At 36.3% G+C, this 12,102-nt stretch carries 14 protein-coding genes; 13 read left to right on the top strand and 1 reads right to left on the bottom strand.

Going from position 1 to position 12,102, the window contains the following annotated elements:
• Window positions 1-74: 74 nt before the first annotated feature.
• The 4 genes from CBG10_RS07005 to CBG10_RS06990 all read left to right on the top strand — a co-directional run bounded on the left by CBG10_RS07005 (window position 75) and on the right by CBG10_RS06990 (window position 4,654).
• A complete protein-coding gene (locus CBG10_RS07005; RefSeq protein WP_094512126.1) occupies window positions 75-1,448 on the top strand; it encodes an NAD-dependent succinate-semialdehyde dehydrogenase in 1,374 nt (457 codons plus the stop codon).
• A gap of 201 nt (window positions 1,449-1,649) precedes the next feature.
• The gene (locus tag CBG10_RS07000; RefSeq protein WP_086142446.1) at window positions 1,650-2,732 is read left to right on the top strand and encodes an efflux RND transporter periplasmic adaptor subunit; all 1,083 of its coding nucleotides are present in this window, start codon (window positions 1,650-1,652) and stop codon (window positions 2,730-2,732) included.
• Between the two features lies 1 nt (window position 2,733).
• Complete coding sequence (locus tag CBG10_RS06995; RefSeq protein WP_003675520.1) at window positions 2,734-3,432, top strand: ABC transporter ATP-binding protein; 699 nt, start codon at window positions 2,734-2,736, stop codon at window positions 3,430-3,432.
• Window positions 3,419-4,654, top strand: coding sequence for an ABC transporter permease (locus tag CBG10_RS06990; protein ID WP_094509194.1), 1,236 nt, complete (start codon window positions 3,419-3,421; stop codon window positions 4,652-4,654). The genes CBG10_RS06995 and CBG10_RS06990 overlap by 14 nt, the downstream gene beginning before the upstream one ends.
• Before the next feature lie 194 nt (window positions 4,655-4,848).
• Here CBG10_RS06990 and CBG10_RS06985 read toward each other — a convergent pair whose 3' ends face one another.
• A complete protein-coding gene (locus tag CBG10_RS06985; protein ID WP_094509196.1) occupies window positions 4,849-6,195 on the bottom strand; it encodes an Lreu_0056 family protein in 1,347 nt (448 codons plus the stop codon).
• 215 nt (window positions 6,196-6,410) lie between these two features.
• On the opposite strand from CBG10_RS06985, the gene CBG10_RS11225 reads away from it, so the two are divergent.
• The 9 genes from CBG10_RS11225 to CBG10_RS11210 all read left to right on the top strand — a co-directional run bounded on the left by CBG10_RS11225 (window position 6,411) and on the right by CBG10_RS11210 (window position 11,941).
• Window positions 6,411-7,070, top strand: a complete 660-nt coding sequence (locus tag CBG10_RS11225; RefSeq protein WP_179225383.1) for a hypothetical protein — start codon at window positions 6,411-6,413, stop codon at window positions 7,068-7,070.
• Between the two features lie 189 nt (window positions 7,071-7,259).
• On the top strand, window positions 7,260-8,654 hold the full coding sequence (locus CBG10_RS06975; protein ID WP_094509198.1) for a L,D-transpeptidase family protein: 1,395 nt from the start codon (window positions 7,260-7,262) through the stop codon (window positions 8,652-8,654).
• Window positions 8,655-8,753: 99 nt separating this feature from the next.
• On the top strand, window positions 8,754-8,942 hold the full coding sequence (locus CBG10_RS11050; protein ID WP_136000786.1) for a hypothetical protein: 189 nt from the start codon (window positions 8,754-8,756) through the stop codon (window positions 8,940-8,942).
• Window positions 8,943-8,968: 26 nt separating this feature from the next.
• Window positions 8,969-9,100, top strand: coding sequence for a hypothetical protein (locus CBG10_RS11725; protein ID WP_257496822.1), 132 nt, complete (start codon window positions 8,969-8,971; stop codon window positions 9,098-9,100).
• Between the two features lie 496 nt (window positions 9,101-9,596).
• Window positions 9,597-10,409 (top strand): sensor histidine kinase, encoded by an 813-nt coding sequence (locus CBG10_RS11515; protein ID WP_225361545.1) that lies wholly within the window; start codon window positions 9,597-9,599, stop codon window positions 10,407-10,409.
• A 7-nt stretch (window positions 10,410-10,416) separates the two neighbouring features.
• Window positions 10,417-11,184: a LytR/AlgR family response regulator transcription factor gene (locus CBG10_RS06965; RefSeq protein WP_094512124.1), complete on the top strand. Its 768-nt coding sequence runs from the start codon at window positions 10,417-10,419 to the stop codon at window positions 11,182-11,184.
• 226 nt (window positions 11,185-11,410) lie between these two features.
• A complete protein-coding gene (locus tag CBG10_RS11220; RefSeq protein ID WP_153706895.1) occupies window positions 11,411-11,578 on the top strand; it encodes a hypothetical protein in 168 nt (55 codons plus the stop codon).
• A 1-nt stretch (window position 11,579) separates the two neighbouring features.
• Window positions 11,580-11,738, top strand: coding sequence for a hypothetical protein (locus tag CBG10_RS11215; protein WP_162859767.1), 159 nt, complete (start codon window positions 11,580-11,582; stop codon window positions 11,736-11,738).
• Between the two features lie 41 nt (window positions 11,739-11,779).
• Entirely contained in the window at window positions 11,780-11,941 is a 162-nt protein-coding gene (locus CBG10_RS11210; RefSeq protein ID WP_168353405.1) for a hypothetical protein, read from the top strand.
• Window positions 11,942-12,102 lie beyond the last annotated feature (161 nt).

The following is a 12,102-nucleotide window of genomic DNA, read 5'->3' as shown; positions in this document are numbered from 1 at the left end:
GACGGAGTAATATTAGTTGAATTGGTCTATTAAATAGTTGTAAAATGTAAGCGTTTATTTAAGGAGGAACCATAATGGCATATCAAAGTATCAATCCATTTACGAACCAAGTAGAAAAAACGTTTGAAAATACAACTGATGAAGAATTAGAACAAACATTGACTACGGCGCATCAATTATATTTAGATTGGCGGAAGTATAATGACCTTGAAGAACGGAAACGGCAAATTTTAAAGTTAGGTCAAATATTACGTGAACGGCGTGTTGAATATGCAACTATTATGAGTAAGGAAATGGGGAAATTAATTAGCGAAGCAGAAGGCGAAGTTGACCTTTGTGCTTCTTTCTGTGATTATTATGCAGCCCATGCAGATGAATTTCTACAACCAAAAATTATTGCGACAACGAGTGGACGCGCCAAAGTTTTGAAGCAATCATTGGGAATTTTAGTTGCAGTTGAACCTTGGAATTTCCCATTCTATCAAATTGCCCGAGTATTTATTCCCAACTTTATTGCAGGAAACCCCATGATTTTGAAGGATGCATCGAATTGTCCAGCATCAGCCCAAGCATTTGCCGATGCTGTTAAGGAAGCCGGTGCTCCAGCTGGCAGTTTAACTAATTTATTCCTTTCATATGACCAAGTAAATAAGGCGATTGCTGATAAGCGGGTAGCTGGTGTTTGTCTTACTGGTTCTGAACGCGGCGGTGCAACCGTTGCTAAAGAGGCTGGTGCTAATTTGAAGAAGAGCACTTTGGAACTTGGTGGTAATGATGCCTTTATTATCTTAGACGATGCAGATTGGGACCTTGTCGAAAAAGTTGCCCCAGCAGCTCGCCTGTATAATGCAGGACAAGTATGTACATCATCAAAGCGTTTTATTGTACTTGAAAAGGATTATGATCGTTTCTTAAAGATGATGAAAGATGCGTTCTCGAAAGTTAAAATGGGTGATCCCCTTGATCCATTAACAACTCTGGCACCACTATCATCTAAGAAAGCAAAAGAAAAACTCCAACAACAAGTCGATACAGCTGTAGAAAACGGAGCCAAAGTTTACTATGGTAATAAGCCGGTTGACATGGAAGGACAATTCTTTATGCCAACGATCTTAACTGATATTACCCCAGATAACCCAATATTTGATACGGAAATGTTTGGGCCAGTGGCTTCAGTTTATAAGGTTAGTTCCGAAGAGGAAGCAATCGAATTAGCTAATAATTCAAGCTATGGGTTAGGAAACACTATCTTTAGCAATGATTCCGAACATGCAGAGCGAGTAGCAGCGAAGATCGAAACTGGAATGAGTTGGATTAATGCCGGCTGGGCTTCATTACCAGAATTACCATTTGGTGGTGTTAAGAATTCAGGTTACGGTCGTGAACTCAGCAGTTACGGAATCGATGAATTTACTAATAAGCATCTAATTTACGAAGTACGACAATAAAATGGTTAAAATTAAATATAAGGTAAGGGAACTGTGAAAATTATTTTGCAGCTCCCTTATTTTTATTTCCTGGGAAATTATTTAAATTAAAGTTTGATTAATGTAATATTAATAATACAATCTTGCAATTTTATCCCATCACTTATATACTTAATCATATAAGTAACTAACTATAAAATTGTTATTTGGAGGAACGTTCATATGACTGCGAAAAGAAACAGCCATCATAAATCTCGATTACGACAATTATTTGCAACACGTCGACGTCGGTGGATTGGCATCGGTGGCCTAATTGTAATTATAATTCTTGTATTGGTTTCAATTCGGCATACAAGCGAGGAAAAAGCAACAGAAAAAAATGAATATAATATCCTACGGGTTACTGAGCAATCAGATTTTAATCTGACAGGAAAGATTGAACCAGTCCAGACGCAAACACTAACTTTACCATCTGGTAACCTGCAAAATCTTAATGTAAAAAATGGGGATCACGTTGCACAAGGAGAAGCGCTCTTAACCATGCACAATGATAGTACACAAGATAGTGTTGCTGAACTGCAGGGGGACCTTAGTAAAAGTCAACGAACGATGAATGCCCAACAACAGACGATTAATAATTTACGTCAACAGTTGAATGGAATGGGGCAAGGTGATGAAGGTTACAATGACTTGCGCAATCAGCTTACTGAAGCGCAAAATGCATATGCAGACGCACAAGCAAGTGTTGCTGCTACCCAACAACGGCTTAACACCGCTTCGAGCAAGGTTAATCAAACATTAACAGCACCTTTTGCTGGTTATGTTACGGTTGACCAATCAAAGCAAAATGCTCCTGTAATTACTCTTTACTCAGATACGCTTCAATTTGTCGGTCAAGTCTCGGAATATGATTATAGTAAACTTCATCAAAGTGCTGATCTAAAGGTAAAGGCCTTAGCAACAAATCGAACTGCTAATACTCAGGTAAGTTATCTTTCAACAATTCCAACTAAAAATAGTGGAAATAATACCAAATATGAAGTAACTGCTAATGTTAGTGCTAATAAATTTATGGCGGGGCAGACAGCAAAAGCTTCTATTAAACAAGATGGAGTCCAGATTCCCAAATCAGCTGTTCGTCATGGGAAGGTATTTGTTGTTGATTCAGACAACCGAGTTCGCGAGACAGATGTTAGTGGCCGGGCAGTCAACAGCTCTTATATTGTGACTGATGGCGTTGATGCTGGTGATCGGATTGTGACTAACCCTAACAGTAAGTTGAAAAATAATGCAAAGGTTGATTAATATGATCAAGCTAAAGAACATTAATAAATATTACCGTCAAGGTAGCCAACGTTTTCATGTTCTCCATGATATTAATGTTGACATTGAGCAAGGAGAATTAGTAGCAATTATCGGTGAATCTGGGTCAGGAAAATCAACCTTGATTAATATTGTGGGCTTTCTTGATGATGATTTTGAGGGAACATACTTCTACCAAAATCACCCAATCCATGATTATTCGCGAAAGCAATTTTCAAATTTACGAAATCAAAATGTCGGTTTTGTTTTTCAAAATTTCAAACTGCTACGTGGATCAACCGTTGCAGATAATGTTGGATTACCCTTGCTATATGCAGGAAAACGACGCCGTGAAATTGGCGAACGGGTTTCTGAAGTTTTAGAGCAAGTTGGTTTAGCCGGATATGAAGATCAATTCCCTAAAAATATGTCTGGTGGTCAACAACAAAGAGTATCTATTGCCCGGGCAATATCAACGAACCCGAAATTTTTAATTGCTGACGAACCAACGGGAGCGCTCGATACGGAAACAAGCCAAGAAATTATGAATCTTTTTAAGCGATTGAATCATGAAGAAGGAACAACGATTATTATGGTTACCCACGATCCTCATGTCGCTGAACAATGTGACCGAGTAATTAAAATTATTGACGGTCGAATTGTGAGTGACAGTAAAGGCGGTGAATATCATGCAGACAATTGAGTTGATCAAATCAGCTATCCAGTCATTAAAAGTAAATAAAAAGCGAAGTTTCCTAACGATTATTGGAATTATGATTGGTATTGCTGCAGTTATTGCTATCCTTGGAATTGGAGACGGGATTACGAAAACGATGTATGATAAGTTCGGTAATAATGCTAAGCAAGGCCAGCAAACGACTGAAATCGTCTATAATCCTGATAATGTTAATTCGACCGTCAATGGATTCACTCAGGAACAAGTTGCTGATATTAATACTCAATTTGGTGGTGAAATTAAAAAGGCTGAGATTGAGCAGGAATCAGATAATCTGTCAACACATGCAGATATTGGTGATGCGACTAAATCAGTGACCTTGAGTTTATTAAAGAAGCCAACCCGTGACGTGAAATTCATTGCAGGGCATAACTTTAGTAAACGGACTTTTGAACTCGGGGATACAAATGCCTTGATGAGTGAAAAAGTAGCTAGACAGCAATATGGTTCAGCACAAAATGCGCTTGGCACAACTGTAACAGTAAATAATGTCACCTATAAAGTTACGGGAGTATATAAGTCACAGGCCCAGTTCACGGATGATGGAAATCAAAACTCATATGGTGTTGACTTACTTTTACCCAAAAAAGTTTACTATCAAGGAGATAGTGCAAAAGAAGGAAATACGCTTAAATTAACCTTTAGCCAAGGTGTAAATGCCAGTGCTATTTCCCGCAGAGTCGCAAAATACTTAAAAAATAATAGTTCGGCAGCGACCCAAGGATCCTATCAATACCTAGACATGGAAAAAGCCCTTAAGCAATTCTCTTCTCAGATGAGTATCATTACTACTTTCATTAGTTTTATTGCAGCGATTTCTCTTTTCATTGCCGGAATTGGGGTAATGAACATGATGTATATTTCAGTTTCTGAGCGGACGCAAGAAATCGGAATTCGCTTAGCTGTGGGGGCCACGCCATTTAACATCATGATGCAATTTTTAGTGGAAGCAGTAATTCTTACCATGACAGGTGGATTATTAGGCTTTTTAGGTGGTGCAGGATTGGCGCACTTACTAGCACCGCTTTTATCAAGTGCGATTGGTGGTGGCGGCATTCATATTCACGCCCATATTTCGCTTAATGCTTTCTTGTTAGCATTTGGAACGTCGGCAGCTGTTGGTTTAATCTTTGGAATCTTGCCAGCACGCCAAGCAGCTAATAAGAATTTGATCGATATCTTGAGATAAAAAGAGGCTGGGAGAAAACAAAAGTTTTCTCTCAGCCTCAACTACTTTTATGAACAATAGAAAGATAACGTGGAAAATAACCACAAGGCTCGAGTCTAAGTACGAACGATAATCAGCCCGTGCCGTGCTAATCATCGTCCTAGCTTAGCCAACCGCCTTGTCGAGAAGGTTATTTCCCACTCTCTTTTTTGAAATTACTTTTTAAGCGATTGTGCAGTTTGATTAATTAGACTTTGTTGTGCATCAGTTGCATAGAATTCGTTAATTAAAGCACTAATGTCATAAGTAGTCTTTGTCATTGATTGATCATTATTATTCGGAGTCCAAACGGTAACTGTCTTCTTACCCTGGTTTACACGGAAAAGAATAGTACTGTCAGCCGTACCATTTCCAAGAATAAAGCGTGAGTGATTCTTATTCATGGTTAGCTTTAAGCCCTGCTCATTAAGATGATCAACTCCAAATACCTTAGCGTAAACTAACGCCGCTACCTTATAATAAGACAATATTTGCTTACCTTGAGATGAAGGAACAGTAATCTTCTTACTTGCTTTCTTAACAACTCGTTTAGTTTCTGCAGGTGTTTGCTTAGGGCTTGTTATTACCGAGTTATTGGCTGAACTAGTTTGAGTAGTTTGCTTATTTGTTGCACTAGAATTAGTGGCGCTTGAACTTGTTTGGCTAGCAGTACCTTGTGTACTAGAGGCATTTGAAGAAGTGGTAGTTTGACTGATATTTTGACTATCAGGATTGAAACCTAAAGAACTAAGGCTAATAGTTGAAGTGATGTATTTCTGCTGAGCGACTAAAGTGCCAGGTTTAGATGCTAAGCGCCAAATAGTCATAGTCTTTCCGTCATTATTAATTTTGTAGTACATGGTGCTTTCAGTCGTTCCTTGACCAATTCCGTAGCGACCATTGCTATCCTTAAATACGTTGAGATGATTACTTTGATAGTCATCTCCATAGTATTTGTTATAAGCTTGTATTCCAAGATCATCAATGACCTGTTGATCTTGAAGCAATGCTTGTCGGCTGGTTGGCTTTTGTGTAGTTGACGAGCTGGTAGCCGCAACAGTTGAATTGCTGCTTTGTGTTGGCGTTACTGATGGGTTATTTTTAATTGCTGAAATAGCATTATTGATCGTTGCTTTTTGCGAAGATGTTTGATTTTCGGACTTTTGTAAACTGGCAATTGAGACGGTCTTCTTAGTATAGCCTTGCTTGTAAGTAGGTGTATTTGGATCACTCTTTAACTGCCAAATCGTTACGGTTCCATCACTATTAATTTTGAAGAAGGCAGTACTATCAGCGGTTCCTTGGCCGATCCCATAGCGACCGTTGCTATCTTTGAATACGCTAATACTATGAGCATCGTTAACGTAATCTTGCCCATAAGCATTTGAATAAACGAGTGAACCAACTTCATTAACGTCATTAGTGTTATTATTACTGCGTTGAGCTGCGTTGGCGTTACTTTCGGCGATTGATAATCCAGCAATAACCGCTAATGCAGTACTAAATAGGCTAATTTTTTTCATATTAACCCCTCCCAATTTTTAATCGCCATCATTATACGCTCTTTTTGATTGATGAAAACGTTTCTTTACCATTTCTTTACCTTTTAGTAAAAACAGCTCAAAAAGATAACGGATTCTGCAGAAAACGCTACGAATTCTGCAAAATGTAAAAAATATCAAATTATCGAGTATAATAAAAAGATAAATTAGAATGAAATATTAGGAGATAGGAAAAGGTGAGTAAAAATAGGGGTAAATTAACGGTTATTTCATTGCTAGTTGTAATTATTGTGGTATGTGGCGGATACATGTTACTACACCCATCTTCATCAAAGAAGGTTGCTAGTGAAAAGGCTACTAAGACAGAGACGATTACAAGTAGCTCATCTAAAAAACATAAAGCAGCCAAAGAAGATAGTTCAGATAAAGTTAAAGATGATGACTCTGATGATTCGTCTTCAGTGGCTGATACTAATGATAGCGAGGCAACTTCTGCATCTACCGCAGCAACCAGTGGTAATCAAACAGCCCAACCTGCACAAAGTCAAAATACAACCCAAGCAACGGCGGTAAGTAATTCTGGTCAAACTGCTAGTCCTAAAACTACTACTAATAACTATAAAGGAAACCGCAGTGTCGCCAACACAAATAACCGGCGGACAGTAAGCCGAAAGACAACCCAAACTGTATCAACTCAACAACCTGTAACAGTGGAAGATGGGATGAACTTTAGCTACCGGGCTGCGCAAAAAGCGGGCGTGATTGATAATAATACATCTGTTGAAGAATTTTACAAAAATGCCAAGGAAGGTAATGGTTCTGTAACCTACAAGGGCCAAACTATTTACTACAAAGCTAAGGGTAATAATCAATATCAAGTTACAACTGCTAAATAGTTTAGTTACTAAAAAGTGTCCGGTATTTTTGCCAGACGCTTTTTTTAGTAAAAATACTATGAAAAATGTAAAATATACTAATTGTTTACGCTTTAGTATATAATGAATGAGCGTAATGAATATGTTTACTAAGTGATCATTCAGTATAGAAATTATACTTAAAGATTTGGATGTTATTGGAGTACTTTTATGCAAAAACTATCTATTAAACAACTAATAATAATCACATTGGGCTTATTAGTGCTGGTGGTTGGCTGCATGACTATTCACCAGCGTCATCATTTTAATAAGAACGTTAAGATTGATAATGTGTCGGTTGGTGGATTGACTGTTAAGCAAGCATTAAAGAAGTTACAAGATAATCCACAATCGCCAAAAATTTATGTTAACAATGAGTTAGTATTTACGGATAAGCAATCAGTAGCAAAGTTTAGTAGTGCTGACGAACAAAAAATTAAAAATGCATTACGTAGTCAGTATACTTTCTTCCCATCATCTAAGACAAAGAACATTGCGATTAAGCCTCAAAATGTTAATCAAGATGAAGTATCAAAGATTGATCAAGCAGTCAGTCAAAAGGTAACAGAATTAAATAATGGTCGAAAAGCTCCTGTTGATGCTTACGCTGTATACGAAAATAGCCGAGTACAAGTAAAACCAGCAGTTGGTGGTACTCAATACAGTTTAGATGGTTTGCATAATAAAGTTGAGAATGAGATTGCTGGCGGAACTATTTACTTGAGGCCAGTATACAAAGCTCCGCTTTCTGCAAATAGTAAAACTGTTCAGAATGAAAAAGCAAAGCTCGAAGAATTATCAAAACGATCTGTAACATACCAAGTACAAAACAAAAAGTATCAATTAAATTGTGGTGAGATTATTACCAGAGCAACATATCAAAATGGAAAATATCACTTTGACACTGGAGCAACTAATTCAAAGATTGATGAAATTAATAATACCCAAGCAACTCTTGGCAAATCATTTGAGTTCAAAACTCACAGTGGATCAGTGATTAAAACAACGGCTGCTGGTTCATATGGTTGGAAGATCAGTAAGAAACAAGCTGGAAAGACTCTTACGAATGCATTGATTGAAAATAAGCAAACAGTAAATGCAAAAAATGATATTTATGGTAAGGGTTATAATCAACAAGGAACTGGGTATAATACCACAAGCAACAACGGCATAGGGGACACTTACGCTGAAGTTTCACTAGCCGACCAACATGCGTGGTTCTATAAGAATGGTAAATGTGTTCTTAGCACTGACATTGTTAGTGGGACCAATAACAAAGATAACGAGACGCCGAAGGGTGTCTGGTATATCATGTACCAGCAAACACCGTCTGTTCTTCGGGGCCTTAACGATGATGGTTCGAAATACGCTAGCAAAGTTCAATATTGGTCACCATTTACTGATAGTGGATGTGGATTTCATGATGCAAGTTGGCGTCACGATTGGTCAAAACAGGCTTATCTTGCTAAAGGCGGTGGATCGCATGGTTGTATTAACATGCATCCAGACGTAGCTGGTCAAGCTTTTAGTGACTTACATAAAAATGAGCCTGTGGTTATCTACTAAAGGAGGAGAAGTTGTGCGCCCGAGTGCTGAACGCGCAATTATGATTGCAATTGCTTGCTTTGTTTTAACAATTATTATTTCTTTTGCATTATCAGAGGGATGGATAAAGTAGGTGTTAGTTATATGGTGGATTTGGATTTAGAAACGAAGAAAAATTTGGTAATCATTAACCTTTTTTATATCGGATTGATTGCCTTGTATTGTATTTTGCATGCAGGGCCACTGAATTTTTTAGTGTTTTTGGGAATGTTAGTTTTGGCTAATATTGCTGAATTTGTAGTTAAATAGGTAATTGTTATTTATTGGAGGTAATTATGTTAAAAAAATCATATAAATTTTTATCAAGGAAAGAATTATCTAAAGTATTAGGTGGTTGGGGGTATTCACTTGCCTTTAAAAGTCCTCGTTCATGGGAAAGAGCAGTTTTAAATTGGATTAAAAGATGATTCATTTAACTGTAGGACAAGGATTAACGTCATCTATATTAAATATTATTGAAATAATATTTATATATCAATTGGTAACTAGCGACTTTTCATTAGGATTAGTAATAATTGATTTTTTAGCTGTCTTGATGATTATATTTTTCTCAATAGTATTTTTTATGTTAGGATCGCTATACCCAGTACTTATAGTATTTTATTTTTGGTTAGTTGACAGAATAAAATCTAATTCTTATATAGTTATAAATAGTATTCTTGCGATGTGTATTAGTATTGTAATGGCATCTTTATTCGATTTAGTAGATCACTATACTTATGCGTTTTTTTACAAGGAAAGACAGATATAGCACTTTTAGGATGGCTTATTCCAATTAATGATTTAATCATAACTATTGTAGTTGCAATCTTAGCAATTAAAATAGTTCGTCCCAAATTGAGATGGATTAGAATTAATTTTCCTCGACCGATAGGGTTATGGCAAATTACGGCAATTTTGTTCATGCTTTATGTGTGGTTAACTGCTATTGCCGAAAAGGACGGGGTAGCAAATAAGTATGCCTCGCTGTTGTTAATAATGTATTTGATAATTATCGTAGTATGTGCAACCGGATTTATTAATTTCGTTAAAAGCAGTCAGCAAACGCAACGACAGCAACAAATCATTGATAAATACCAAGCACAGATTGCCAACGCCAATCAATTGAACCAACAATACAATGAGATTCGGCGTGAACGTCACGATACACGCAATATGCTTCTCAGTGTTCAAGGCTATATTCGTGATCACAAAGATAAGGAAGCAGAAAAATTGCTAGCAACGTTTCTTCAAAATGATACAGTTGAAAAGCATTATGGTGAAATTGATAATGCATTAGATAAGATTAAAATCTCTGGCTTGCATAATCTTGTTAAGGAAAAGGCTTATAAAATAGTAGAAAAAGGTATTCCGTTTTCGTTTGAAATTAATGCTGAGATCGACGAGTTGCCGGGTTCAGAAATAAAAATTGCTAGAATTATCGGAATTTTAATGGATAATGCAATTGAAGCAACCTTCAAACAAGCTAAACCATATATTCAGTTTGCATTGCTTAAGCATAGTCCAGAAGTTTATGAATTGGTAATTGCTAATTCGATTGAACAAAAACTTAATATTAATACTGCACTGAAATTTGAACATTCGACTAAAGAAGGGCATCAAGGAATTGGCCTTTCGAATGTGACCCAGTTGGTAGAAAATGATGACCATTATTCTTTTTCAGCGGAAGTTAAAGATAAGGTAATTATGATGACTTGTTTTATTCAGGGAAAGTGAGAATAAAATGTTAAAAGTAATTATTTTGGAAAATGATGATTATCAAGCTGATTATACTGAGCGTCTAGTTTCTCAGCGAAAATTGATTAACGCTACTCCAAATAGTTATGACATAGAATTATATTTGCGGACAAATGATCCGCAAGAAGTGATTGATAGCATCAAAGATGAGGCTTATTTGGCGATTTTAGACATTGAGCTAGACAATCAACTTAGTGGGATTGATGTTGCTGAGCAGATCCGCAAAAAAGCTGAATTTGCTGAAATTATCTTTGTAACTGCTTATCAAGAATATTTACCTTATACTGTTTCGCGCCGAATTGAGCCATTCGACTATATATCAAAGGGGAAACAGATTGAATCGATTGCGGATCGACTCCGGATTGATATTGATGAAGCATATGCTCGCTATCAGAATTATGTAAGTAGTAACCAAAAACACCACGAAAAAATTACTTATGAACCTATTCGTGGTGTAAAACGACAAGTTGATTTGGAAAATCTTTACTATATTGAATCAGTAAAAAATACAAATCGACGGTTACGGATCGTTGGAAAGGATATTCGAATTGAGTATCATGGTGAGCTAAATCAAGTTGATAGTAAACACTTATTGAAAGTTAATCAGAGTACTCTTATTAATCCTAAAGCAATCCAAGAATTTAATCGTAAAGAACGTATAGTTTACTTTGATGCGAATCGAGAAATTAAAGTAACTGTTAGTTATCGAAAAATAAAATCATTAGTCGATTTTCTCGAAAAGGAAAACCCCTAACTACTTTATTTTCAAAGAAACTGTGACAAAAAGCTGTCGTGGTTTCTTTTTTATTGTCAAACAATTTTAGTAAACGTTTTCAAGGATTTTACTACGAATTATGCAGAAAGGTTTACGAATTTTGCAAAATACTCCCAAAATGCTTTTTTGCCTATATACTAATAGTGTAATCAAGGTAGGGAAAAACTTGATTTATTAAAATTAATAATTACGAGGAGGAGTAATTATGATGAAAATTCTTACTACTGCTGAACTTGAGGGAATCAATGGTGGATTTAAGCATAACATTTGGTACTACTATGGTTGGGGAAGAGCATCATGCATTGGAACACAACGTCGCAACCCTAGTGCATTCTTAAATCATCCTAACTTCATCGTATTAGGAGGTAATTAAAATGATTTACCGTAAATTGAACTTTGATGAATTAAGCAAAGTTTCTGGTGGATGGAGCTTATCTTCGCAGGTTAATGAACTAGTTGGAGACATTATTAATTCTATAAAGAAATGGACTCAATCTTGTTATGAAGGTTACCAAGATAGTCCGTTTCATTAGGAATAATAAAGGATAGTTATTTTGAGATGGAGGTAATTAAAATGACTTACCGTAAATTGAACTTTAATGAATTAAGCGAAGTTTCTGGTGGATGGGGAGTTACTCCTTGGAGTGTTGCGTGGCAAACAGGAAAAGTTGCTTATTCGCTTGTTAAACATCGGCGTTCGTATTATGCGAGCTATCAGGATAGTCCATTTCACTAATAGTTTATAACTTAATGATTATGAAATTTAACCACGATTTTTACACCAATCTTGATTTTTATATCTATATTATAGTTACATTCTTCTGGGTCTTAGCAATTCCCAAGGCAAGTAACATTTATGAAACAATTATATGTATAGCTTGCACAATCATTGGTATT

Source organism: Limosilactobacillus reuteri (assembly GCF_002254085.1).
Taxonomy (GTDB): domain Bacteria; phylum Bacillota; class Bacilli; order Lactobacillales; family Lactobacillaceae; genus Limosilactobacillus; species Limosilactobacillus reuteri_K.
Note: the sequence above shows the minus strand (reverse complement) of the source record. Positions and strands in the feature narration are given on the sequence as shown.